This is a genomic window from Streptomyces sp. NPDC005706, assembly GCF_040631045.1.
Taxonomy (GTDB): Bacteria; Actinomycetota; Actinomycetes; order Streptomycetales; family Streptomycetaceae; genus Streptomyces.
Map to the genome: position 1 here is coordinate 37,656 of NZ_JBEXYS010000040.1, position 25,105 is coordinate 62,760.

Here is a 25,105-nt window from a genome sequence, read left to right on the forward strand (position 1 = left end):
GAAACGATGAAGTCACGGACCACCCGGCGAGCCGAGCGGGTTGCGGGCCGCGGAACGCGCTGCAGCGGACGAGCGCGGGCCGTGGGCACGGTCGTCGGTGTCCTTGCGGCCGCAGCCGTGAGCTTCGCTCCGAGTGCTGCCGCATCCGACGTTCAGTCGAAGCAGTGGTACCTCGGACCGATGCAGGCCGAGAAGATGTGGAAGGTCAGCACGGGGGAGGGCGTGAAGGTTGCTGTCATCGACAGCGGTGTGAACGCGGAGACTCCGTCGCTCAAGGGACAGGTCCTGACGGACGAAATCCCCGAGGCGGTTGCGTACCGAGCGACGGACGACTACCTCGGCCACGGGACGACCATGGCCGAGCTCATCGCAGGCACGGGGGCCGGGGGAGGCCTGAAAGGCCTGGCACCCGGGGCGAAGATCGTCCCGTACCGCTCGGTGTTCGACGGATTCAAGGGCGGGGCTGAAGAGAAGAAGAAGACGCCAGACGCCACAGAGGAGATCCGCGCGGCGGCCGACACCGACGCGAAGATCATCAACATGTCCTTCGGGGCAGAGGGACCGAGCTCCAACGAGAAGGCCGCTGTCGAGTACGCCGCGTCGAAGGGCAAGTTGCTGGTCGCCGCTGTGGGTAACAGCGGCCGCAAGTCAGGCGACACCATCGAGTATCCGGCTGCGTTTCCGTACGTAGTCGGCGTTGCCTCGGCGAACCAGTCCCTTACGGTGTCACCGTTCTCCTCATCCGGGAACTACGTGGATATTTCGGCCCCCGGCCAGGGTTTCCCCGGATGGTGCGACGCGAGCTTCCGTTCCTACTGCGACAACGTGAACGGAACGAGTGCGGCGGCCGCAATCACCTCCGGTGCCGCCGCGCTGATCTGGTCCGCCCATCCTGACTGGACGGTGAACCAGGTGACCCGCGCTCTTATCGACACGGCCGGTCGCAAGTGGGACAAGGACAACCCGAGTAAGTACGCCGGCTATGGGTTCATTCGCCCCCGCCTGGTCCTCGAAGACCCCAAGTACGATGCCGGCCCGGCGCACATCGACCCGCTTGCCAAGGACAATGGCGGCGATCTCCTGGCCAAGGCAGGAAACTCCGCCTCAGCTTCCTCATCCGAATCCCCTTCTGCACCAACCCCGTCACAAGCCCCCGCGAAGGGTTCTACCGGCGGCACCTCGGCGGCAGGATCGAGCACGGAGTCGTCGAACGACAGCAACACCCTCTGGATCGCACTCGGCGCGGTCGCCGCGGTCATCGTGATCGGTGGCGGAGGGGCTGCCGTCGTGCGGGCCCGGCGTGCCAGGTGACGTCGGCAGTCGTACGTAGCCCTGTGTTCTCGGAATAGGGCATGCAGTGCGGGCTCACCGCCGCAACGCACCGACATCAGCGGTGAGCCGTATCAGTTGGACCGAAGAGACAGACAAGAAAGGGCGGGCTGACATGGCCGACAAGCAGAAGCTCGAAGATGCCGCAGTAATTCACCTGCAGAAGCGGATGGCCGAGAAGTACGAGGGCATCCGCAAGCGCGTGCACGGCCTGCAGGGCGTCATCGACGGTCTCGAGGGTCAGTGGCAGGGCATCGGCCGTGCCGCGTTCGACAAGAAGCAGTACGAGATCAACGAGTCGCTGAAGAACATCGGCGACATCCTCGGTGACGTCATCGAGGCGATGACCGCGACGCGCAACATCAAGGACAGCAAGGAAGACGAGGTGCGCGCCTCCGTCAACAAGATCGACGTCCAGGACGGCGCTCCCACGGTCCAGTCCTCCTCCCTCAGCTCCTACTGAGGCTCGGCCTCTTCACGAGGCGAGCGGCATTCGGAGCTACCGCCGGGCAGCCGGCGCACACAACAGGCACACATCGGCGAGACGAGGTAAACAGCCATGGCCAACAACGCTGAGGGACTGTCAGTAACTTACGACGGGCTCGACGTCGCGGCGACGAAGATCGGCAACGAGGCGAGCCAGCTCGAGCAGGACCTGCAGGAGCTCCGCAAGATGGTGGTGAGCAGCATGCAGTACTGGGAGGGCCAGGCCCAGACCACCTTCCACGAGAAGCTGCACCGCTGGGACAAGGAGGCGAACGACATCCACCAGGCGCTGACCGGGATCGGTCACGTCGTCGCCCAGTCCGGCGGTACGTACATGGAAGGCGACAAGAAGGCCTCCAGCTACTTCCACTAGCACGAGGCCGGCGGAAGCAACTCCAGGGTGGGCGCGCGCGGGAGGCGCCCACCCTGCTGCTGCGCCGAGCCGGTGAGGTGAGCCGGACGTACGAAGGGTGAACATGCGCGCAGGCACCGGACCGAGTAGCCGAGGTAGCCGGTCTGTGGGTCCGTACACGGTGGTCACCCGGCTCGACACCCGCGTGCCTGCGCAAACACCCGTATCCGAGCACCGATTCATCGCACGCAGCGCCGACGGAGACCGCACCGTACTCCTGAGCACACCGCTGGCCACCGTCGATCCGCAGCGCTTCATGGCCGAAGCCGATGCCTCCCGGTATCTCCTGGGGTCCTGGGTTCTCCCGGCTGCCGAACTCTCCGCTCCCGGTGATCAGGCGTGGCACGCGCGTCCCTATGTGCCCGCGCTTCCGCTGCCCGTCGCCCTTGCCCTGCACGGGGGCCCGCTGCCCGAGCGGACCGTCCGGGCTCTCGCCGTGGCCTTGGCCGAGAACCTTGCCGTGATGCACGGGCAGAACCTGTCCCACGCCGGGCTCTGTCCCTCCGCAGTTCTCATCGCAGCGGACGGACCCCGTCTCACCTGCTTCGGAGCCGCACGGGCGGCCGTGCTTGACGCTGCCCCACGACAGGGGATCCCCGGGCTCGATCACGGCAGCCTGCCGCCTGAGCAGGCGGCAGGTGGCCAGCCGCGTCCGCTGGGTGACGTCTATGCGCTCGGCGCCACGCTCGCCTACGCGGCCACCGGATACACCATGCCGGAACGAGAGGAACTACCGGCCGAACTGCGCTCCCTTATTGCCCGGTGCCTTTCCCGTGACCCGGTACAGCGGCCGGAACTCACCGAACTGACAGATGAGCTGACCGGAGAAAGGCAACCGGACGCCCCTGTGGGCTTCGCCGCCCCTTCGCGGGCCGACACACTGCTCGGCCCCGGCTGGCTGCCTGCCCGACTCATCGCCGCCATCGTTCATCAGTCTGCATCCGTGCTGGCCGCAGAGGTGCGGACGCCTCAGCAACAGGACTGGACACAGGGTCGCGCGCCGTCCCCAGGCGCCGCCGCCCGCCACCCCAGCAACTGACGACAAGAATCCCGATGCCGACTCCACTCACCCACGACGATCCCGTCGCCCTCGGCCCCTACCGGCTCATCGCCCGACTCGGTGGCGGAGGCATGGGCACCGTCTACGTGGCGCGTTCCCCCGGTGGGCGCACCGTGGCCGTGAAAACCATGCACGCGACCATCGCCACGGATCCAGCGGCACGCACCCGTTTCCGGCTGGAGGTGGACGCGGCCAGGGTCATAGGCGATCAGTTCGGGGCGCGGGTCATGGACGCGGATCCCCTCGCGGAGACGCCCTGGCTCGCCACGGAGTACGTGCTCGGGCCCTCGCTCGGCGAGGCGGTGGAGACAGGGGGTCCCCTGCCCGAACAGTCAGTACGGGCCTTGGGCGCCGCGCTGTGCTCGGCGCTCGGCCAGCTGCACCGGTCCGATGTGGTGCACCGCGACCTCAAACCGTCCAACATCCTGGTGACGGCGTACGGCCCGAAGGTCATCGACTTCGGCATCGCGCGGGCCATCGGGGACGACCGGTTGACCCGTACCGGCTCCGCCGTCGGCACCCCGGCTTTCATGTCCCCGGAACAGGCGACCGGACAGGCACACGATGCGGCCGGCGACGTGTTCGCCCTCGCCGGTGTGCTGGTGTACGCGGCCACTGGGCGCGCCCCGTTCGGGCACGGCCAGGCAGCGGACCTGCTCTACCGGGTGCGGTACACGGAGGCGGACCTCAGCGGCGTACCGGCCCCGCTCGTGCCGATGCTCGCCAGGTGCCTGGCCAAGGAGCCGCGCGAGCGACCCTCGACGGCCGAACTGGCGGCTCATCTTCACGACGGAGCTGGCGATTTCGCCGATCACCTTCCCGACGAGCTGCTCGCGGACATCGGGCGGCGGGCTGCCGACGTCTGGCGGCTGGTACCGCAGCGGCTTCCGGCGCCCTCGGCTGAGAGGGATCTCTCCGCAGTCGCCGCACCGGCCTGGCGAGGCCCTTCGCGAAGGGCTTTTCTGGCTGCGGGCGGGGCGCTCGCGCTGACCGCGACCGTGGGCGGGACCGCGTGGTGGTACCAAGGGCGTGCCGCACCCGCTCCGGGACCGAAGAAGGCGCCGCGGCAGACACGTAACCTCGATCCGCTGTGGCATTACGGCGAATACATCGATCTCACGATGTACGGCTGGGGCCTCACAGTGCCGTACCACGCGTACGGATCCGTCGTGCTGCCGCTGAACGGGAGCGCCAAACGCTTCGAACCGTCCACCGGGCGGGCTCAGCGGGACGCTCTCATCTCGGGCACATGGTGGCGGACGGCGGTCCGGAACGGTCGGCTCTGCTCGCTCGATCAGGACTACGACGGTCAGCCGCAGCCGCGGCCGGAGTCGACGGCGATCGTCGCCTGGGAGGACAGTCAGCGTTACCAGAAGCCGACCTCGGTTCGTTTCGCCGACACCAACGCCAGGATCAGGCCCAACCAGATCGTGTCCATCTCCGACGACAGCGTGTACGTGGCACTGGGATCCGGGAAAGGGGATTCCGGCACAGGTTTCGAACCCTCACAGATCTGGACCCTGCGTGCCGCGGACTTCAGGACCGGCAAGACGCTCTGGAAGGAGTCCCTGCCGAAGCGGTCGGCCACGAGCACGCGTCTGCACTTCCTCGCCGCGAAGGTCGTCGGCGGTCGCCTGGTGACGCTTCAAGAGGTGGCTGACCGAAAGGTGCATGTCGTCGTGCGCGACACGGCCGGCGGAGCGGTCCTGTGGGACAGGCCGTGCGCCGTCGGGGACCCCGATTCCCTCCGGAGTGAAATCGCCGCGGACGGAAAATACCTCTACCTCGGTGGTGCTCAACTGCGTGCGCTGCGACTGAGTGACGGGGCCCAGGCATGGGCCCTCGAGGGCGACCGGGAGTACAGCCCGCCCACGTTGAAGAAGGGCGTGCTCTACGCCGTCCGGAAAGGGACGGGGCTCACGGCCGTGGACGCGCGACGGGGGCGCGTTCTGTGGACCGAGGCGACAGCCGAGGCGGACGAGGCGTACACGGGCTGGCAACCAGTCGTCGGCAACGGCTACGCGTACTACAGGAACGGGATGCAACTACGGGCCGTCTCGCTGTCCGGCCACGAAACCGCCCTGACGTACAAGACGACAGCCGAGCAGTTCCACGTGGATGCCCAAGCCGGACTGATCCTCGGCGTGGCCCCGGACCGCCTCTCCGCCTATCCGCTCAAGTAGCCGCGAGCGGGCGGCCTGCCTGTCACCGTCCGCGGCGGCATCACGGACACCGCAAACCGACCCCGGCAGAAGGACCGACCTCCATGAAAACCCTCGGCACCGGCGACCCGGTCCGTCTCGGCCCCTATCGCCTGCTCGGCGTCCTCGGCGAGGGCGGGATGGGCAAGGTCTACGTGGGTCAGGACGGCGCCGGCGCCCTCGCCGCCGTCAAGGTGCTGCGTCCAGAACTCGCTCACGACACGAATCTCGCCCAGCGCTTCGTTCGTGAGGCCCACGCGGCCCAGGCCGTGCGCAGCAAGGGGGTCGCAGCCGTGCTCGGGGCGCAGACGGAGGCCGCGCGGCCCTGGATCGCCACCGAGTTCCTGGCGGGCCTCACCCTGGACCAAGTGGTCGCCAGCCACGGTCCACTTCCCGAACCCGCGGTGCGCGACATGGCGGCTTCTCTGGCACGGACACTTGCCGACATTCACGCGGCGGGCTTTGTGCATCGAGATCTCAAGCCCCCGAACATCGTGCTCACCTCGGAAGGGCCGCGCGTGATCGACTTCGGCATCGCCCGCCCCGAACACGGGCTGACGCTCACGAACACCGGTCAGATCCCCGTCACTCCTGGCTACGGTGCGCCCGAGCAGGTCCTGGGACAGCGCGTCGCACCGCCTGCGGACGTGTTCTCCCTGGGCGCCGTGCTCGTGTACGCCGCCACCGGCAGACGCGCCTTCGACGGTGATCACGTCGCGGCACTGCAGTACGAGGTCGTGCACGGACAGCCGCGGCTGGACGGCGTGCCGCCCCATCTGAGGACTCTCATCGCCCCGTGTCTGGCCAAGGACCCGGCTGCCCGCCCGGTGCCCCTTCAGATCGTCCAGGCCATGTCAGCGCCCAAGGGGGCCGACCGGGTGTGGCGGCAGGGGAGGATCGCCGACGCGATCAAGGCGCGCGAGGCCGATGCCCGGCGGCTGACGACTCACGTCACGGCGCACGAGACCGCCGGGCCGCCGTCCGTGACCCGGCGACGACTGCTCACGGGTCTGTCCGGGGCAGGAGTGGTCGTCGCGGCCGGAGGGGGTACGACGGCCTGGTGGCTCGGCACGAGGGACGGTACGGCATCCCGCAGCACGAAGACGAGCGGCCCCTTCGACATCCCGCCGGCTGTACGGACCCCCGCGGAGCCGCTGGACCGCCGCCCCGGCAAGGACGAGCCCGCGGGCGACCATCCGGCGAACATCTGGTCACTGAGCGATGTGGCGGACATCTACTCGCCCGGACTGCTGCCCGTGCGGGACGTCCTCGTCTTCGGCGCCGCGAGCGGCGGTATCGCGGGGCACGACGTCACGAACGGCAAGCGGCGCTGGAGCGCACCGGACATCCTGGCGAAGGGCGGGTATCTGTCCCTGTCGGATCGGCTGGTTGCGTGCGCGGACGGCCAGGGCGCACTGCGCACCTTCGTCCCGTCCACCGGAGTGGCCAAGTGGGTGTGCTCAGACGCAGAAGCGGCGACGATGCTCGCCGCCGACGCGGAGGCGGTGTACGTCCTGACGAAGGAGGGCAGAGTGCGCAGCGTCGGCCGCTCGGACGCGAAGGTCCGGTGGACGGCGACCGTACCGGCTGATTTCCGTGAGAACTTGATCGTTCCCGCCGTTGTCGGGCAGGGGAGGCTTGTCCTGGCGGCGTCGAACGGGAGCGTCCTCGCCGTGCGGACGAGCGACGGCCGTGCCGCGTGGACCCGGACGGCGCACTACGACGAACACGACCTCAAGGTCCGTCCGGCCGTTTCCGGAAACACCGTATATGTCAACGGCAGAGCACTCGAAGCCTGCCGGCTCAGCGATGGGAAGACGATCTGGAGAGCGAAGTCCACAGGCGGCAGCGCCCGGGACGGCTGGGGTTCGCCGGCCGTCGGCGCGGAGGCGGTCTATGCCAGCGACGGCAGCTGCCCCATGCGCTTGGACAAGCGCGACGGAAGTCGCATGTGGACGCCTGAGCGCACCGGATACTTCGGTGAATCAATGACCTCACTGGACAAGAGCCGCGTTCTGGTGGCGGTCCACGCCGTCTGGGCGTTCGATTCCTCAGGCATGGAGAGTTATCCGACGGAACTCATTGCGGCCAAGGCGGCCGACGGCCACCAGGTGTGGCGGTATCCGCTACCCGATTTCGACGATGTCCGTCTCGCCGCCGCGGGCAACCGGGTCTTCGTCATGTACGACAGCGCGCTCGAAGCCTTGACGACGTTCTGAGAAGGCGTTGCTTCCCGTCGGTGGTCGCGAGGCCACCCGGTGTCCCGTTCCCTCCCTCAACCGTCGAGCTCGGTACACCCCTTGACGTGGACGCCGCCCCGGCGTACTCGGTGACGGCCCTCTCCATCGAAGCCGCGCCGGCCGGGTCGCCGTGCTTCCTGATCACCGCGAAGACTTCGGCGCCGTCCTTCCGCTTCGGGCTGCAGTTCACGTGACCCACAGCGGCGGCGTCGGAGATGACGTACCGCTGCTCGTCCTTCTTGACGCTCGAGGAGGTCAAGCCGTAAGTGCCGAACGCGACGTCCGAGAGAGTGGTCCCCGGCTTCAAGCACCGGGACGACCGCCGACCCGGACGGGCTCAGTTCACCTCGTCCGTGACCTGCCCCACCTGCACCATCGGCTTCCCCCGCTTCCGTGACACGAAGACGCCCCGGCCCGCCGGCATCGGGCGGGGCCGTACGCCGCCCAGCAGGTCGCCCTCGGCGGGGTCGCCCGCGAGGACGACGCCCTGGGCGCCGAGTTCCTTGATGCGCTGCATGAAGGACTCGTAGCCGGCGCGGCCCGCGCCCGCCGTGGAGCGGGCGATGATGAAGCGGACGCCGACGTCGCGGGCGAACGGGAGCAGTTCCGTCAGGCCGGCCAGCGGGTTGCCGCTCGACGTGGACACGAGGTCGTAGTCGTCGATGACGACGTACACCGTGGGGCCCCGCCACCAGCTGCGGTTGCGCAGCTGCTCCGGGGTCACGTCGGCCGTCGGGGTGCGGCGCTGCATCAGGTCGGCCAGCGCGTCCATGTGGTGCTGCATCTGGTTCGACATGGGGATGTACTCCGCCAGGTGGGACGGCGGCGTCACACCGAGCAGCGAGCGGCGGTTGTCGACGACGAACAGCTTGCAGCTGTTGCCGTCGTAGCGCTCGGTGAGGCGCTTGATCAGCAGCTTCAGCAGGTTCGACTTGCCGGACTCGCTCTCGCCGAACACCACGAAGAACGGGTCCTGTTCGAAGTCGACGAACACCGGCTCGAGGTTGTCCTCGTCGAGCGCGAAGGAGATGCCGCGCTGCGGGAAACGGTCGCCCGGCGGGAGCTGCGCCGCGGGGAACTCGCGGGGCAGCAGACGCACCTCCGGCGCGCCCGGCTCCTGCCAGTGGCGGGTGACCTCGGCGGCGAGGGCGTTCGTCGCCTCCGCGAGGTCCGTGTCGGAGGAGAGGCCGTCGATCCGCGGGACGGCCGCCATGAAGTGCTGCTTCTGCGGGGTCTGGCCGCGCCCCGGCACACCGGTGGGGACGTTGGCCGCGACCTTGCGGTCGAACTCGGAGTCCATCGGGTCACCGAGCCGCAGCTCCAGGCGGTTCATCAAGTGGTCCTTGAGGTTCGCGCGGACCTCCATCGAGCGCGAGGCGGTGAGGACGAGGTGGATGCCGTAGCCCAGACCGCGTGCGGCGATGTCCAGGACCAGCGGCTCCAGCGCCTCGTAGTCCGTGCGGAAGTTGCCCCAGCCGTCGATGACCAGGAAGACGTCGCCCCAGGGCTGGTCGGTCACCGAGATGTCACCGCGCGCGCGGCGGGAGCGGAACTCCGCGATGGAGGAGATCCCCGAGGAGCGGAAGTACTCCTCGCGGCGGGTCATGACGCCGTAGACCTCGGCCGCGGTACGCCGGACCTTCTCGGGGTCCAGCCGGGAGGCGACGCCGCCCACGTGCGGCAGGCCGGCCACCGCGGCCATGCCGCCACCGCCGAAGTCCAGGCCGTAGATCTGCACTTCCTGGGGGGTGTGGGTGAGCGCGAACGAGGCGATGATCGAGCGCAGCAGCGTCGACTTGCCGGACTGCGGGCCGCCGATGATCTGCATGTGGCCGGCCGCGCCGCCGAAGTCGGTCCACAGCGGGTCGCGCCGCTGCTCGTACGGCTTGTCGACGAGGCCGACCGGGATGACCAGCCGGCCCGCGCCCTCGTAGCCCGGCTGGGTCATGCCGCGGCCGGACACCGGGGCGAGCCCGGGAAGCAGCGCGTCCAGCGACGGCGGGCTGTCCAGCGGGGGCAGCCACACCTGGTGGGCGCTGGGCCCCTGCGCCTCCAGGCGCCGCACGATCACGTCGAGCACGGTGTCGGCGAGCGCGTCGTCCTGCTGCTTCTCGGGCGTCTCCTGGCGCTGCCGCGGGACCGGCGCGTACTGCACCGGGACCTCGGCCGCCGTGAACAGCACCGGCCGGCGGTCGACGGGCAGCGGGCCGCCCAGCGCGGCCGCCGCCTGCGAGCTCGTGCGGTACACGCCGGAGACGTACGCCGCCTTGAAGCGCACCATCTCGTCCGTGCCGAACTTCAGGAAACCGGAACCCGGCACGTTCGGCAGCTCGTAGGCGTCCGGGACGCCCAGCGCCGCGCGTGACTCGGCCGCCGAGAACGTCCGCAGACCGATGCGGTAGGAGAGGTAGGTCTCCAGGCCGCGCAGCCGGCCCTCCTCCAGACGCTGCGAGGCGAGCAGCAGGTGCACGCCCAGCGAACGGCCGATACGGCCGATCTGCACGAACATCTCGATGAAGTCGGGCTTCGCGGTGAGCAGTTCGCTGAACTCGTCGATCACCAGGACGAGGGACGGGATCGGCTGCAGGGGGGCGCCCGCCGCGCGTGCCTTCTCGTAGTCGTGGATGTTCGCGTAGTTGCCCGCGTCGCGGAGCATCTCCTGACGGCGGTTGAGCTCACCGCGGATCGAGTCACCCATGCGGTCGACGAGGGTCAGGTCGTCCGCGAGGTTGGTGATCACGGCCGCCACGTGCGGCATCTGGGCCATGCCCGCGAAGGTGGCACCACCCTTGAAGTCGGCGAGGACGAAGTTCAGCGTTTCGGAGGAGTGGGTCACGGCGAGGCCGAGCACCAGCGTGCGCAGCAGCTCCGACTTGCCGGAACCGGTCGCACCGACGCACAGGCCGTGCGGGCCCATGCCCTCCTGAGCGGCCTCCTTGAGGTCCAGCATCACGGGCCGGCCGTCCTCGCCGAGGCCGATCGGCACGCGCAGCCGCTCCGACTGCGAGCGCGGCCGCCAGGTCCGCTTGGTGTCGACCGAGGCCGCGTCTCCGAGGTTAAGCAGGTCCGTGAACTCAAGGTTGGCGAGCAGCGGTTCGTCGTCGTCCCCGCCCGAACCCATCCGCAGCGGCGCCAGTTGGCGGGCCAGGGCCTCGGCGGCCTCGTACGACAGGACGTCCGGCGTTCCCTCGTAGACCATGCCGTGCGCCGACTCCAGGCGCAGCTCCTGGGGATGCACGACGACGGAGAGGTCACCGCGGCCGATGCTGAGGTCGCCGGGCACGACCTCCAGGACCGTCACGCCCTGCAGACCCTCGGGGCTGGCCAGCAGCGAAGTGGGCGGCAGCGAGACGCCGTCGAGCACGACCACCACGTGCGGCTGCTCGGCGACCGGGGGCGCGCCCGGGTGGAAACGGGGGCGGCCCTGGAGGCGGGAGGTGAGCCGGTCCTCCAGCTCCACCGGGCTGGTGGTGATCAGACGCATGCTGCCGGCGCCGTCGGCGAGGCCCGGGGCCTGCGCGTGCGGCAGCCACTTGGCCCACTCCCACTCGGGCGCAGACTCCCGGCCGGTGACGACGGCGATGACCAGGTCCTCGGGGGAGTGCAGGGAGGCGAGGGAGCCGGCGACGGCACGGGCGGTGCCGCGCACGGTGCCCGGCTCGCCGCTGATCGTCACGTGGTAGAAGGCCCGCAGCGACACCGCCATCGGCAGGTCGTCGAGGGCGCTGTGCGTGGCCAGGAAGCGCTGCATGGCACCCGTGGTCAGCGGCTCCAGCTCGTCGACCGGGGCGGTCTGCGGCGGGATCAGGGGAGTTGCCAGGGCCTGCGCGCCCAGACCCACCCGCACCTGCCCGAAGTCCTCGTCACCGGTGCGCCGTTCCCACACCCGGCTGCCCTCGGCGACCAGCGCCCACAGTTGCTCGGGTGAAGGGTGCAGGTAGAACTGGGCGTCGCGCTGCGCCTTCGCCGTGCCCAGGGCCTCGCGCCGGGTCTGCGACAGGTAACGGAGGTAGTCACGGCGCATGTCGGCCATCTGCCCCTGGCTGCCGCGCCGGTAGCGGACGAGCATCGAGATGCCCATGCCGATCGTCGACGCCACCATCACCAGGCCCATGATCTTCATGAACGGCTGGGCCTGGGGGTTGAAGAAGAACACCACGGACCCGCCCATGCCGAGCATGGGCAGGAGCTGCATCAGCGCGCCCTCCTGCTGGCCGCGCGGGAGCTCCGGCGGCGCCTGCAGTACGACCTCGTCCGTGGGCACTTCCTTCGGCAGTGCCCGTGGCGGGCGCTTGACGACGATGTGGCTCACTACGCACCAATTCCCTTGCCGGACCGAGATTTTTCGTCCGCCGCCCCGTGTCAGGCGAACGTCGACCGCGAAGCGCGATCCTACTGACAACCACGGACAACGGCGGGCGGTAGGGTGCCGGGTGAGACGCGTGAGCAGTTGCGAATCGTTCCGGGAAAACCCGGGCAATCCGCAACGGTTCGAGGCGAGCGCCACCCCGCGAACCCCGGATGCGACCCCGCGGTCGGCCGACGGAACGCAAGGCGCGGCTCAACCTACACAGGATCTTTACGGGCGGAAGGGTGCGCGGCGGCACCGCGGGCCCGCCCCACCGACAAGGGGGAACAGCAGGTGAGCATGACGGCCTCCGCGCCGGCCGGCGCGACCGGTGGACCGGGCACCGGAGCCCCTTCCGGGGCGGGCATGGGATTCGGCTTCTGCCGGGTCACCATCGTGGCACCCGACAGCCGTATCGACGTGGCCCTGCCCGACGACGTACCGGTCGCCGACCTGTACCCGGAGATCCTGCGCCTCTCCCAGCAGAGCCCCGCCGAGGGCGCGCCGGTCGGCTATCACCTCGTACGGCGGGACGGCACCGTCCTCGACGGCGCCCGCTCCTTCACCGCCCAGCGCATCCTCGACGGCGAACTGCTCACCCTGCGCCCGTTCGCCGAGTCGCTGCCGCCCGCCGTCCTCGACGACGTCTCCGAGGCGGTGGCCTCCGCCGTCACCCGCGACCGCACCCTGTGGAGCGGCGACCTCACCCGCGCCGCCGGCCTGGTCGCGGCCGGCATCCTGCCCGCACTGCTCGCGTTCGTGGCCTGGAGCTCGCAGATCCGGCACGACATGAACAGCCTGCAGGGCATCGTCGCGGGCGTCACCGGCGTCCTGCTCGTCAGCATCGCCTGCGTACGCGCGCGTGTGTACGACGACCGGGGCTCGGCGATCGCGCTCGGACTCGGGGCGCTGCCGAACGTCGGGGTGGCGGGCTCGGGGCTGCTGCCGCTCGCCGGCGGCGAGGGCATCGGCCGGCTGCAGTTCCTGCTCGCCTGCGCGGCGGTCCTCGTCGCCTCCGTGGTGCTCACCCTGGTGTCGCCGGGCGGTGACGGCCCCTTCGTGGCGTTCCTCTTCGCCTCCGCCATCGGCCTGATCACCACCTTCATCGCGATCCTCACCGATCTGAGGCCCATCGAGACGGCCGCGATCTGCGCCCCGCTGTCCGTCGTGGCGCTGGCCTTCCTGCCGGGTCTGTCCATGCGCTTCGCACGGCTGCCCATCGGCTTCGAGCCGCCCAACCCGTCCCGCGGCGGCTACGACAGCGGCGAGCCGGCCCCGCAGGAGCCGGTGGACGCCGAACGGGTGGCCGCCCAGGCCCGCCGCGGTCACGAACTCCTCGTCGGCCTGGTCGGCGGCTGCGCCCTCGTCGCCGTCGGCGCGTCGATCGTCCTCGGTTTCTCCAGCAACACCTGGGCCCAGCTCCTGGCCCTCGCGACCGGCGTGGCGATGCTGATGCGGGCCCACCTGTTCCGCTACACCCAGCAGGTCGGCGCCACCCTGGCCGCGGGCCTCGCCGCGATCGTCTTCCTCGGCCTCGGGCTCGCCCTGAACCCGCCGCGCGACTACGTGATCGACGCCTTCCAGGGCGACACCACCGCCCTCGACATCCGCAGCGTCTGGCTCGCCGCGGCGGTCGGTGCGGCCATCGCCCTGGTCACCGCGATCGCCCTGATCACCCCGCGGCGCGGCGTCACCCCCTTCTGGGGACGCTTCCTGGAGATCGCCGAGAGCTTCGTGCTGCTCACGCTGATCCCGCTGGCGCTGGCCGTTTTCGACGTCTACGCGCAGGCCCGCGCGATGACCAGCTAGGGGACACCGCGACCCCACGGCACCGAAAAGGGCGGCACGCGCGCGTGCCGCCCTTCGCCGTGCTCCGCTCAGTCCGCCGCGAGACCGCCGTTGTGCGGCATCGGCTTCAGGTCGAACTCGCCGTCGCGGGCGCCCAGGACGAAGGCCCGCCACTCGGCCTCCGTGTACCGCAGGACGGTGCCCGGGTCGAGGGAGGAGCGCATCGCCACCGCCCCCTCCGGCAGGTACGCGATCTCGACCCGCTCCTCGTGCTGCTCGGTGCCCGGCGCGCAGTGCCACTCGGCGTCCGAGATGTCGAGCGCGTACAGCTCGTCCCGCTCCCGCTCCTTGCGTGCCTTCATCTCCGCTTCCGACTCCGCCATCCCGAAGCGACCCCTTCCCGACGTACGTACGCTGAGTACGCTCACCCTAGTGGCGGCCAGCCGCCGCTCCGGGGTGTTCCGGAACCGGGGACAAGGGGGCCGCGCCCGCCTGGTAACCTGGTCGACGGCCGTTTGTGTACGCACCCCCGGAGCAACCGCAGGCACCCCCTGCCGCCCTGGAGGCCGCGCTCAGCGGATCCCCGCCTTTCGAGTCGTGGAAGCTCCCCCGAGAAGTGGACCGGGGGCACTCGATGGCACTTACAGACTATGAGGAGTACGCGTGTCGCTCGACGCCGCTACGAAGAAGCAGATCATCACCGAGTTCGGTACCAAGGAGGGCGACACCGGCTCCCCCGAGGTCCAGGTCGCCATGCTCTCGCGTCGCATCTCCGACCTGACGGAGCACCTCAAGACCCACAAGCACGACCACCACTCGCGCCGTGGTCTGCTGATCCTGGTCGGTCAGCGCCGTCGCCTGCTGCAGTACCTGGCCAAGAAGGACATCCAGCGCTTCCGTGCGCTGGTCGACCGTCTGGGCATCCGCCGCGGTGCGGCGGGCGCGAAGTAGGACGCCGTGAAGGGAGCGGTTCCCGAAAGGACTCGGGGGCCGCTCCCTTTGCCGTACGTGCGGAACGTGCGCGGTGTCACACCCGCTTTGTAGTGTGGTAGCACAACGCAGTACGCACGACAGGGAACACGTACGGCAGAACCCGTACGAAACAGAACGAGGAGGAGCGCACCTCGCCGCCGCCGGTCCTCGGTAGTGGCCCCCGGGGGGAAGTGAGCCCCGGGTGCTTCGATCGAAGACCGGCCCGCACCAGACGGAGCGCTTCTCCACAAACGTCCCCCGGCCACACGGGCCGCGAGGGACGAAGACGAGGAGAAAACGCTAGTGGAGAACGAGACCCACTACGCCGAGGCCGTCATCGACAACGGCGCCTTCGGCACCCGCACCATCCGCTTCGAGACGGGCCGCCTGGCCAAGCAGGCCGCCGGCTCCGCCGTCGCGTACCTGGACGACGACACCATGGTGCTGTCGGCCACCAGCGCTTCCAAGAAGCCCAAGGACCAACTCGACTTCTTCCCCCTGACGGTGGACGTCGAGGAGCGCATGTACGCCGCGGGCAAGATCCCCGGCAGCTTCTTCCGCCGCGAGGGCCGCCCCTCCGAGGACGCCGTCCTCACCTGCCGTCTCATCGACCGTCCGCTGCGTCCGTCCTTCAAGAAGGGCCTTCGCAACGAGATCCAGGTCGTCGCCACGATCATGGCGCTCAACCCCGACCACCTGTACGACGTCGTGGCGATCAACGCCGCCTCCGCGTCCACCCAGCTGGCCGGTCTGCCCTTCTCCGGCCCGGTCGGCGGCGTCCGCGTCGCGCTGATCAACGGCCAGTGGGTCGCGTTCCCGACGCACACCGAGCTCGAGGATGCCGTCTTCGACATGGTCGTCGCCGGTCGCGTCCTGGAGGACGGCGACGTCGCGATCATGATGGTCGAGGCCGAGGCCACCGACAAGACCATCCAGCTGGTCAAGGGCGGCGCCGAGGCGCCGACCGAGGAGGTCGTGGCCGCCGGCCTCGATGCCGCGAAGCCCTTCATCAAGGTCCTGTGCAAGGCGCAGTCGGACCTCGCCGCGAAGGCCGCCAAGCCGACCGCCGAGTTCCCGATCTTCCTGGACTACCAGGACGACGTCCTCGAGGCCCTGACCGCCGCGGTCAGGAGCGAGCTCGCCCAGGCGCTCACCATCGCCGGCAAGCAGGACCGCGAGGCCGAGCTGGACCGCGTGAAGGACATCGCCGCCGAGAAGCTGCTCCCGCAGTTCGAGGGCCGCGAGAAGGAGATCTCCGCCGCGTACCGCGCGCTGACCAAGAAGCTGGTCCGCGAGCGCGTCATCAAGGACAAGGTCCGCATCGACGGCCGTGGCGTCACGGACATCCGTACGCTGGCCGCCGAGGTCGAGGCCATCCCGCGCGTGCACGGCTCGGCGCTGTTCGAGCGTGGCGAGACCCAGATCCTGGGCGTCACCACCCTGAACATGCTCCGCATGGAGCAGCAGCTGGACACCCTCTCCCCGGTGACCCGCAAGCGCTACATGCACAACTACAACTTCCCGCCGTACTCCGTCGGTGAGACGGGCCGCGTCGGCTCCCCGAAGCGCCGCGAGATCGGCCACGGCGCGCTCGCCGAGCGCGCGATCGTGCCGGTCCTGCCGACCCGCGAGGAGTTCCCCTACGCGATCCGTCAGGTGTCCGAGGCCCTCGGCTCCAACGGCTCGACGTCCATGGGCTCGGTCTGCGCCTCCACCATGTCGCTGCTGAACGCCGGTGTGCCGCTCAAGGCCCCCGTCGCCGGTATCGCCATGGGTCTGATCTCCCAGGAGATCGACGGCCAGACGCACTACGTCGCCCTCACCGACATCCTCGGTGCGGAGGACGCCTTCGGCGACATGGACTTCAAGGTCGCCGGCACCAAGGAGTTCGTGACCGCCCTCCAGCTCGACACCAAGCTGGACGGCATCCCCGCCTCCGTCCTGGCCGCGGCCCTCAAGCAGGCCCGCGACGCCCGCCTCCACATCCTCGACGTGATGATGGAAGCGATCGACACGCCGGACGAGATGTCCCCGAACGCCCCGCGGATCATCACCGTCAAGATCCCCGTGGACAAGATCGGTGAGGTCATCGGCCCCAAGGGCAAGATGATCAACCAGATCCAGGAGGACACCGGCGCCGAGATCACGATCGAGGACGACGGCACCATCTACATCGGTGCCGCCGACGGCCCGGCCGCCGAGGCCGCCCGCGCCACGATCAACGGCATCGCCAACCCGACCATGCCGGAGGTCGGCGAGCGCTACCTGGGCACCGTCGTGAAGACGACGACCTTCGGCGCGTTCGTGTCGCTGCTCCCGGGCAAGGACGGTCTGCTGCACATCTCGCAGATCCGCAAGCTCGCCGGCGGCAAGCGCGTGGAGAACGTCGAGGACGTCCTCGGTGTGGGCCAGAAGGTCCAGGTCGAGATCGCCGAGATCGACTCCCGCGGCAAGCTGTCCCTCGTTCCGGTGATCGAGGGCGAGGACGGCGACGAAACGAAGAAGGACGACGCCGACCAGTGACGTCCCGTGGCTCCAAGGCGACGGCCCGCACCTCTTCGGAGGCGCGGGCCGTCGCCCGTACCCAAACCCTCATCAAGGGCACCGGCGGCATCGGGACGGTCCGCAAGACCACCCTCCCCGGCGGCCTGCGCATCGTCACCGAGACCCTGCCCTCCGTGCGCTCGGCCACCTTCGGCATCTGGGCGCACGTGGGCTCCCGCGACGAGACCCCCTCGCTGAACGGCGCCACGCACTACCTGGAGCATCTGCTCTTCAAGGGCACCGCCAAGCGCAGCGCGCTGGACATCTCCGCCGCCATCGACGCCGTCGGCGGCGAGATGAACGCGTTCACGGCCAAGGAGTACACGTGCTACTACGCGCGCGTGCTCGACACCGACCTGCCGCTCGCCATCGACGTCGTCTGCGACATGCTGACCGGCTCGCAGATCCTCGAGGAGGACGTCAACGTCGAGCGCGGCGCCATCCTCGAAGAGATCGCGATGACCGAGGACGACCCGGGCGACTGTGTGCACGACCTGTTCGCGCACACCATGTTCGGTGACAACGCCCTCGGCCGCCCGGTCCTCGGCACCGTCGACACGGTCAACGCCCTCACCGCCGACCGCATCCGCCGCTTCTACCGGAAGCACTACGACCCGACCCACCTCGTGGTCGCCTGCGCCGGCAACATCGACCACAACAAGGTCGTACGGCAGGTCCGAGCCGCCTTCGAGAAGGCGGACGCCTTCAAGGACCTCGCCGCGCAGCCCATCGCCCCGCGCGACGGCCGCCGCGCGATCCGTACGACAGGCAAGGTGGAACTGCTCGCCCGCAAGACCGAGCAGGCCCACGTCGTCCTCGGCATGCCGGGCCTGGCCCGTGCCGACGACCGCCGCTGGGCGATGGGCGTGCTCAACACCGCCCTCGGCGGCGGCATGTCCTCCCGCCTCTTCCAGGAGGTCCGGGAGAAGCGCGGGCTCGCCTACAGCGTGTACTCGTACACCTCGGGCTTCGCCGACTGCGGCCTGTTCGGCGTGTACGCCGGCTGCCGGCCCAGCCAGGTGCACGACGTGCTGCGGATCTGCCGGGACGAGCTCGACCAGGTGGCCCAGAACGGCCTCTCCGACGACGAGATCGGCCGGGCCATCGGCCAGCTCCAGGGCTCCACCGTCCTGGGCCTGGAGGACACCGGCGCGCTGATGAACCGCATCGGCAAGAGCGAGCTGTGCTGGGGCGAGCAGATGTCCGTCGACGACATGCTGGCGAAGATAGCCGCGGTCACCCCGGACGAGGTCCGGTCGGTCGCCCGGGACATCCTGGGCCAACGCCCGTCGCTGTCGGTCATCGGCCCGCTGAAGGACAGGCAGGCCGCACGGCTGCACGACGCCGTCGCCTAATCACCTCCGGTAAGGAAGCAACAGATGAGCAAGCTGCGCGTGGCGGTAATCGGCGCCAAGGGCCGGATCGGGTCCGAGGCGGTAAGGGCGGTCGAGGCCGCCGAGGACATGGAGCTGGTCGCCGCCCTCGGCCGGGGCGACAAGCTGGAGACCCTGGCTGAGACCGGTGCCCAGGTCGCCGTCGAACTCACCACCCCCGCCTCCGTCATGGGCAACCTCGACTTCTGCGTGCGCCACGGCATCCACGCGGTCGTCGGTACGACGGGCTGGACCGAGGACCGCCTCGCGCAGCTGACGGGCTGGCTCGCCCAGTCCCCGCGGACCGGCGTGCTCATCGCGCCGAACTTCTCCATCGGTGCCGTGCTCACCATGAAGTTCGCGCAGATCGCCGCCCCGTACTTCGAGTCGGTCGAGGTCGTCGAGCTGCACCACCCGAACAAGGTGGACGCCCCCTCCGGGACCGCCAGCCGCACGGCCCAGCTCATCGCCGAGGCCCGCAGCCGGGCGGGTACGGCCCCGGCGCCGGACGCCACCGTGACCGCCCTGGACGGCGCCCGCGGGGCCGACGTCGACGGCGTCCCCGTGCACTCCGTCCGGCTGCGCGGCCTGCTCGCCCACCAGGAGGTGCTGCTCGGCGCCGAGGGCGAGACCCTCACCATCCGCCACGACTCCCTGCATCACAGCAGCTTCATGCCGGGCATCCTGCTCGGCACCCGCCGCGTGGTGTCCACTCCGGGCCTCACCTTCGGCCTGGAAAACTTCCTCGACCTGAGCTGAGTCCGAACACGTCATGCGCGCGAAGATCACCTACCTCGTCACGGCCGCCGTCCTGGTCTTCTACTTCGTCCTGGTCGGCAGCCGCGGCGTGATGCTCATCCAGACCGGCACGCTTCTGACCGTCACCTTCGGTGTGGCGGTACTCGTCCTGCCGGTCATCGGCCTGTGGTTCCTGTGGAAGAACACCCAGTTCGTCCGCCGGGCCAACCAGCTCGCCGCGGAACTCGAGGCGGAGGGCGGCCTGCCCGTCGACGAGCTGAGGCGAACCCCGAGCGGCCGCGTCGACCGCGACTCGGCGGACGAGGTGTTCGCCCGGCGCAAGGCCGAGACGGAGGCGGCCCCGGACGACTGGCGCAGTTGGTTCCGGCTCGCCGTCGCCTACCACGACGCCCGCGACACCCCGCGCGCCCGCAAGGCGATGCAGCGGGCCATCGCCCTGCACGACGGAAGGCCCGTCCAGGTCTGAGCCGGCCCGGGCACCCCAGCCGGTACGAGGAAGGGGCCGGACCGCGGTACACGCGGTCCGGCCCCTTCCTCGTGGTTCGAGACCGGTCAGCCGCGCCCGTACTCCGCGGCCCACGCCTCCACCGTGTCCGCCGCCCGGTCGAAGGCCGCGGGCCGGTGCAGGAAGTCCAGGGAGTGCGTGGTGAGCAGCGGCGGAGTGTCCTCGACGGCCCGGTCCTTGCGCACGAGCGTCAGCGCCTGCCCCTGCACGGTGCGCGGCAACCCCAGCCAGCGCACCGGCTGCTGGGCCGTCCGTACCGCGATCACCCGCTGCCAGGGCACCGTACGCGTCCCCAGGAAGCCCACCTGGCGCAGTCCGCGCGCGCTCACCCACACGCCCATGCGCAGCACGCGCAGCGCGGAGGCGATGACGGCCAGCGCCAGGGTCAGGACCAGGCCCGCGGCGGACACCGAGTCGGTCAGGGAGATGAGGACCGCCCCGAACAGCACGAACGAGGAGAGCAGCAGTCCGAGGGCGGCACCGCCGACCCGCCACGGCCCGGGCCGGTAGGGCCGCCGCCAGCGGTCCCGGTCGTCGTACGGCAGCGGGCTCTCGGAAGCCGCGTCGAAGGAGCGGTCGGCCGTCAGGAAGGGCAGGGGCACGGCTGGTCCTCACTCGATCCTCGCTGGGGCTGTGCCCGGTGAGATTATCCGGCCGGATTCCCGCCCACCACCCTTGAGCGGCCGGAAGGGTCAGTGCCCCTGGGAATGCCCCTGCGAGGCCTGGGACTGCTGAGCCGGCGTATCGGACGGTGTGGACAGCGCCGGCATCCCGAGGATCAGGGCCCCGACGAGCCCGGCGACGAGGGTCAGGCCGAGCAGCCAGCGTCCGGCCAGCTCGCCGAGCGACGCCCGCTCGCGGGGCGGGGGAGTGACATTACTGCGGAACCTGTCCGCCTCGGCCAGGAAGGCGAAGGGTACGGGCTCACGCCGTCGGAACATCGCGGGTTCAGCTCCTTTCGGGATCGAACGATCAGGCCTCACCGATACAGACGCTCGAGTGACACAAAAGGTGCCGATGTCCGAAAAAATGAGTGGCAAGGTCACTGTTCGGGACTGTCAGGGGTGCCCCGTACAGTGGGCCCGAACCTAAAGAAGTGATGGGAAGGACCCCCGTGACCACCCCCGAGTCGCTCACTTTCCGCAGCGATGTCACCGTCGAGCTGGTGAAGTCCAGCGCGTCGGACGCCGACGTCCTCTTCGCCGCCCGCGTCTCCACCGCCGGTGAGCAGTCGCTGGACGAGCTGAACAAGGATCCGGAGCGCTCCAAGGGTCTGATCAACTACCTGATGCGCGACCGGCACGGCAGCCCGTTCGAGCACAACTCGATGACCTTCTTCATCAGCGCCCCGATCTTCGTCTTCCGCGAGTTCATGCGGCACCGGGTCGGCTGGTCCTACAACGAGGAGTCCGGCCGCTACCGCGAGCTCCAGCCGGTCTTCTACGTCCCCGGTGCGGACCGCAAGCTGGTCCAGGAGGGCCGCCCGGGCAGGTACGTCTTCGTCGAGGGCACGCAGGCCCAGCAGGAGGCCGTGCGCGGCACCCTCGAGGAGTCCTACGAGCAGGCGTACGCGGCCTACCAGAAGCTCCTCGCCGAGGGCGTCGCCCGCGAGGTGGCCCGCGCCGCCCTCCCCGTCGGCCTGTTCTCCTCGATGTACGCCACCTGCAACGCCCGCTCCCTGATGCACTTCCTCGGTCTGCGCACTCAGCACGAGCTGGCCAAGGTGCCGTCCTTCCCGCAGCGGGAGATCGAGATGGTCGGCGAGCAGATGGAGGCGGAGTGGGCCAAGCTGATGCCGCTCACCTATGCCGCCTTCAACGCGAACGGGCGTGTGGCTCCGTAACGAAGCCCTGTTCCCCCACGCGGAACGGATGTACGGATCAGCCGGGCGAAGTGTCCGTATTGCGGCATTCCGAGAAGTTCATCTAGCCTGATCAAACGGACCCGGCACTGCTTGAACCCCCGAGCAGGCAGTGCCGGGCTCCTTATTTGTCCTGACTTACCCGGCACCCCAAGGGCAGACCACGCCTGGAGCACCGAGTAGCGTGTTACCCATGGCTCCGACCTCGACTCCGCAGACCCCCTTCGGGCGGGTCCTCACCGCCATGGTCACGCCCTTCACGGCGGACGGCGCACTCGACCTCGACGGCGCGCAGCGGCTCGCTACCCACCTGGTGGACGCAGGCAACGACGGCCTGATCATCAACGGCACCACCGGCGAGTCCCCCACCACCAGTGACGCGGAGAAATCGGACCTCGTACGAGCCGTCGTGGAAGCGGTCGGCGACCGCGCCCACGTCGTGGCCGGAGTCGGCACCAACGACACCCGCCACAGCATCGAACTGGCCCGCGAGGCGGAGCGCGCCGGCGCGCACGGCCTGCTGGTCGTGACGCCGTACTACAACAAGCCCCCTCAGGAGGGCCTGTACCGGCACTTCACGACCATCGCGGACGCCACCGGACTGCCGGTCATGCTCTACGACATCCCCGGCCGCAGCGGGGTCCCGATCAACACCGAGACCCTGGTCCGGCTGGCCGAGCACCCGCGGATCGTCGCCAACAAGGACGCCAAGGGCGACCTCGGCCGTGCGAGCTGGGCCATCGCGCAGTCCGGCCTCGCCTGGTACTCCGGTGACGACATGCTGAACCTGCCGCTGCTCTCCGTGGGCGCGGTCGGCTTCGTCTCCGTCGTCGGCCACGTCGTCACCCCCGACCTGCGCGCCCTTGTCGACGCGTACACCTCGGGCGATGTCGTCAAGGCCACGGAGATCCACCAGAAGCTGCTCCCGGTGTACACCGGCATGTTCCGCACCCAGGGCGTCATGACCGCCAAGGCAGCGCTCGCCCTCCAGGGGCTGCCCGCAGGACCCCTGCGCGCACCCATGGTCGAGTGCTCACCCGAGGAGATCGCCCAGCTCAAGCTCGATCTTGCCGCCGGCGGGGTACAGCTCTGACAACAGACTTGGCACCACCCGAACTTCACAACTGAATCGACAACCGAACAGCGGGCCACCGGTGCCCGCATCCCACAACGACAACTGCTTCTGCACGAACGTCATGCGCGCCACGTGCCCGACCGGTACGTGGCGCGCGTGGTGAGGAGAGTCTTTTGAGTCATCCGCATCCTGAACTCGGACCGCCCCCGTCGCTCCCCGAGGGCGGCCTGCGCGTCACCCCGCTCGGCGGTCTCGGTGAGATCGGCCGGAACATGACGGTCTTCGAATACGGCGGCCGTCTGCTGATCGTCGACTGCGGAGTGCTCTTCCCCGAGGAGGAGCAGCCCGGAATCGACCTGATCCTGCCGGACTTCTCGTCGATCCGGGACCGCCTCGACGACATCGAGGGCATCGTCCTCACCCACGGCCACGAGGACCACATCGGCGGCGTCCCCTTCCTGCTCCGCGAGAAGCCGGACATCCCGCTGATCGGCTCCAAGCTGACCCTCGCGCTCATCGAGGCCAAGCTCCAGGAGCACCGGATCCGCCCGTACACCCTCGAGGTGGCGGAGGGGAACCGTGAGCGCATCGGCCCCTTCGACTGCGAGTTCATCGCGGTCAACCACTCCATCCCGGACGCCCTGGCGGTCGCCATCCGGACCCCCGCCGGCATGGCCGTGCACACCGGCGACTTCAAGATGGACCAGCTCCCGCTGGACAACCGCCTCACCGACCTGCACGCGTTCGCGCGGCTGAGCGAGGAGGGCATCGACCTGCTCCTCGCCGACTCGACGAACGCCGAGGTCCCGGGCTTCGTCCCGCCCGAGCGTGACATCTCCAACGTCCTGCGCCAGGTCTTCGCCGGTGCCCGCAAGCGGATCATCGTGGCGAGCTTCGCCAGCCACGTCCACCGCATCCAGCAGATCCTGGACGCGGCCCACGAGTACGGCCGCCGGGTCGCCTTCGTCGGACGCTCGATGGTCCGGAACATGGGCATCGCCCGGGACCTCGGTTATCTCAAGGTCCCGCCGGGCCTGGTCGTGGACGTCAAGACCCTCGACGACCTTCCGGACCACGAGGTGGTCCTGGTCTGCACGGGCTCCCAGGGCGAGCCGATGGCGGCCCTGTCCCGGATGGCCAACCGCGACCACCAGATCCGGATCGTCCCGGGCGACACGGTGATCCTGGCGTCGTCCCTCATCCCGGGCAACGAGAACGCGGTCTACCGCGTGATCAACGGTCTGACCCGCTGGGGCGCCGACGTCGTGCACAAGGGCAACGCCAAGGTGCACGTCTCGGGCCACGCGTCCGCGGGCGAGCTGCTGTACTTCTACAACATCTGCCGCCCGAAGAACCTGATGCCGGTCCACGGCGAGTGGCGCCATCTGCGTGCCAACGCCGAGCTGGGCGCGTTGACCGGTGTCCCGCACGACCGGATCGTCATCGCCGAGGACGGCGTGGTCGTCGACCTCGTCGAGGGCAAGGCCAGGATCTCCGGCAAGGTGCAGGCCGGGTACGTGTACGTCGACGGCCTCTCCGTCGGCGACGTGGGCGAGCCGGCCCTGAAGGACCGCAAGATCCTCGGCGACGAGGGCATCATCTCGGTCTTCGTGGTGGTGGACTCGTCCACCGGCAAGATCACGGGCGGCCCGCACATCCAGGCCCGTGGTTCCGGTATCGAGGACTCGGCCTTCACCGGCGTCGTCCCGAAGATCAACGAGGTGCTGGAGCGCTCCGCCCAGGACGGCGTCGTGGAGCCGCACCAGCTGCAGCAACTGATCCGCCGGACCCTGGGCAAGTGGGTCTCGGACACCTATCGCCGCAGGCCGATGATCCTCCCGGTCGTCGTGGAGGTCTGACACGCCGGCTACGTGAACTCGGAGCGGGGCGCCTCGATTTGCATCGGGGCGCCCCGCTCCAGTACGTTTACGGCTCCGCCCGAGCGGGAACCCCCAGAGCTTCATGCGCTGGACCACGGTTGCCACGGATCGGGTGGGAAATCCGGCTCAGAACTTCTGATAAAGTCGGAACCGCCGGAAAGGGAAACGCGAGAGCGAGAACCTGGAAAGCACCGAGGAAATCGGGTCGAGAAAAGATCTGATAGAGTCGGAAACGCAAGACCGAAGGGAAGCGCCCGGAGGAAAGCCCGAGA

20 protein-coding genes are annotated in these 25,105 nt (G+C 69.6%); 16 read left to right on the forward strand and 4 right to left on the reverse strand.

The features are described 5' to 3' along the window. Positions 1 to 81 precede the first annotated feature (81 nt). From ABZ478_RS35710 to ABZ478_RS35740, 7 genes are all read left to right on the forward strand, one after another. Positions 82 to 1,311 carry a S8 family serine peptidase gene (locus tag ABZ478_RS35710; RefSeq protein ID WP_359556336.1) on the forward strand — a complete coding sequence of 410 codons (1,230 nt, stop codon included), beginning with the start codon at positions 82 to 84 and terminating at the stop codon, positions 1,309 to 1,311. A gap of 133 nt (positions 1,312 to 1,444) precedes the next feature. After that, on the forward strand, positions 1,445 to 1,792 hold the full coding sequence (locus tag ABZ478_RS35715; protein ID WP_143640178.1) for a WXG100 family type VII secretion target: 348 nt from the start codon (positions 1,445 to 1,447) through the stop codon (positions 1,790 to 1,792). A 96-nt stretch (positions 1,793 to 1,888) separates the two neighbouring features. Next, positions 1,889 to 2,188: a WXG100 family type VII secretion target gene (locus tag ABZ478_RS35720; protein ID WP_358935850.1), complete on the forward strand. Its 300-nt coding sequence runs from the start codon at positions 1,889 to 1,891 to the stop codon at positions 2,186 to 2,188. A gap of 145 nt (positions 2,189 to 2,333) precedes the next feature. Continuing rightward, a complete protein-coding gene (locus tag ABZ478_RS35725; protein WP_359556339.1) occupies positions 2,334 to 3,266 on the forward strand; it encodes a serine/threonine protein kinase in 933 nt (310 codons plus the stop codon). A gap of 14 nt (positions 3,267 to 3,280) precedes the next feature. Beyond that, positions 3,281 to 5,470 (forward strand): protein kinase, encoded by a 2,190-nt coding sequence (locus ABZ478_RS35730; RefSeq protein ID WP_359556341.1) that lies wholly within the window; start codon positions 3,281 to 3,283, stop codon positions 5,468 to 5,470. An 83-nt stretch (positions 5,471 to 5,553) separates the two neighbouring features. After that, positions 5,554 to 7,707: a protein kinase gene (locus tag ABZ478_RS35735; RefSeq protein WP_359556343.1), complete on the forward strand. Its 2,154-nt coding sequence runs from the start codon at positions 5,554 to 5,556 to the stop codon at positions 7,705 to 7,707. 86 nt (positions 7,708 to 7,793) lie between these two features. Beyond that, complete coding sequence (locus ABZ478_RS35740) at positions 7,794 to 7,922, forward strand: hypothetical protein (protein ID WP_359556346.1); 129 nt, start codon at positions 7,794 to 7,796, stop codon at positions 7,920 to 7,922. 143 nt (positions 7,923 to 8,065) lie between these two features. On the opposite strand, the gene eccCa is transcribed toward ABZ478_RS35740, so the two are convergent. Beyond that, a complete protein-coding gene (gene eccCa, locus ABZ478_RS35745) occupies positions 8,066 to 12,040 on the reverse strand; it encodes a type VII secretion protein EccCa (RefSeq protein WP_359556347.1) in 3,975 nt (1,324 codons plus the stop codon). A 336-nt stretch (positions 12,041 to 12,376) separates the two neighbouring features. On the opposite strand from eccCa, the gene eccD reads away from it, so the two are divergent. Beyond that, positions 12,377 to 13,885, forward strand: a complete 1,509-nt coding sequence (gene eccD / locus ABZ478_RS35750; protein WP_359556371.1) for a type VII secretion integral membrane protein EccD — start codon at positions 12,377 to 12,379, stop codon at positions 13,883 to 13,885. A 68-nt stretch (positions 13,886 to 13,953) separates the two neighbouring features. Here eccD and ABZ478_RS35755 read toward each other — a convergent pair whose 3' ends face one another. Next, complete coding sequence (locus ABZ478_RS35755) at positions 13,954 to 14,247, reverse strand: DUF397 domain-containing protein (RefSeq protein WP_359556349.1); 294 nt, start codon at positions 14,245 to 14,247, stop codon at positions 13,954 to 13,956. 280 nt (positions 14,248 to 14,527) lie between these two features. Here ABZ478_RS35755 and rpsO point away from each other — a divergent pair, with 280 nt between their 5' ends. The 5 genes from rpsO (at position 14,528) to ABZ478_RS35780 (ending at position 19,978) form a co-directional block, all read left to right on the forward strand. Continuing rightward, on the forward strand, positions 14,528 to 14,815 hold the full coding sequence (gene rpsO / locus ABZ478_RS35760) for a 30S ribosomal protein S15 (protein WP_005479656.1): 288 nt from the start codon (positions 14,528 to 14,530) through the stop codon (positions 14,813 to 14,815). Positions 14,816 to 15,139: 324 nt separating this feature from the next. Next, positions 15,140 to 17,359, forward strand: a complete 2,220-nt coding sequence (locus tag ABZ478_RS35765; RefSeq protein WP_359556351.1) for a polyribonucleotide nucleotidyltransferase — start codon at positions 15,140 to 15,142, stop codon at positions 17,357 to 17,359. After that, entirely contained in the window at positions 17,356 to 18,735 is a 1,380-nt protein-coding gene (locus tag ABZ478_RS35770) for a pitrilysin family protein (RefSeq protein ID WP_359556354.1), read from the forward strand. Before ABZ478_RS35765 ends, ABZ478_RS35770 begins: the two co-directional genes overlap by 4 nt. Positions 18,736 to 18,759: 24 nt before the next feature. Next, a complete protein-coding gene (gene dapB / locus ABZ478_RS35775) occupies positions 18,760 to 19,512 on the forward strand; it encodes a 4-hydroxy-tetrahydrodipicolinate reductase (protein ID WP_359556356.1) in 753 nt (250 codons plus the stop codon). 13 nt (positions 19,513 to 19,525) lie between these two features. Continuing rightward, positions 19,526 to 19,978 carry a hypothetical protein gene (locus ABZ478_RS35780; protein WP_358935869.1) on the forward strand — a complete coding sequence of 151 codons (453 nt, stop codon included), beginning with the start codon at positions 19,526 to 19,528 and terminating at the stop codon, positions 19,976 to 19,978. 86 nt (positions 19,979 to 20,064) lie between these two features. Here ABZ478_RS35780 and ABZ478_RS35785 read toward each other — a convergent pair whose 3' ends face one another. Together ABZ478_RS35785 and ABZ478_RS35790 are read right to left on the reverse strand one after the other, a co-directional pair. Next, the gene (locus tag ABZ478_RS35785) at positions 20,065 to 20,619 is read right to left on the reverse strand and encodes a hypothetical protein (RefSeq protein WP_359556359.1); all 555 of its coding nucleotides are present in this window, start codon (positions 20,617 to 20,619) and stop codon (positions 20,065 to 20,067) included. 90 nt (positions 20,620 to 20,709) lie between these two features. Continuing rightward, positions 20,710 to 20,958 carry a hypothetical protein gene (locus tag ABZ478_RS35790; RefSeq protein WP_359556360.1) on the reverse strand — a complete coding sequence of 83 codons (249 nt, stop codon included), beginning with the start codon at positions 20,956 to 20,958 and terminating at the stop codon, positions 20,710 to 20,712. 158 nt (positions 20,959 to 21,116) lie between these two features. On the opposite strand from ABZ478_RS35790, the gene thyX reads away from it, so the two are divergent. The 3 genes from thyX to ABZ478_RS35805 all read left to right on the forward strand — a co-directional run bounded on the left by thyX (position 21,117) and on the right by ABZ478_RS35805 (position 24,812). Further along, a complete protein-coding gene (thyX, locus tag ABZ478_RS35795) occupies positions 21,117 to 21,860 on the forward strand; it encodes an FAD-dependent thymidylate synthase (RefSeq protein WP_358935875.1) in 744 nt (247 codons plus the stop codon). A gap of 211 nt (positions 21,861 to 22,071) precedes the next feature. Further along, a complete protein-coding gene (dapA, locus tag ABZ478_RS35800; RefSeq protein ID WP_359556362.1) occupies positions 22,072 to 22,971 on the forward strand; it encodes a 4-hydroxy-tetrahydrodipicolinate synthase in 900 nt (299 codons plus the stop codon). A 155-nt stretch (positions 22,972 to 23,126) separates the two neighbouring features. Continuing rightward, positions 23,127 to 24,812, forward strand: coding sequence for a ribonuclease J (locus tag ABZ478_RS35805; protein WP_359556364.1), 1,686 nt, complete (start codon positions 23,127 to 23,129; stop codon positions 24,810 to 24,812). Positions 24,813 to 25,105 lie beyond the last annotated feature (293 nt).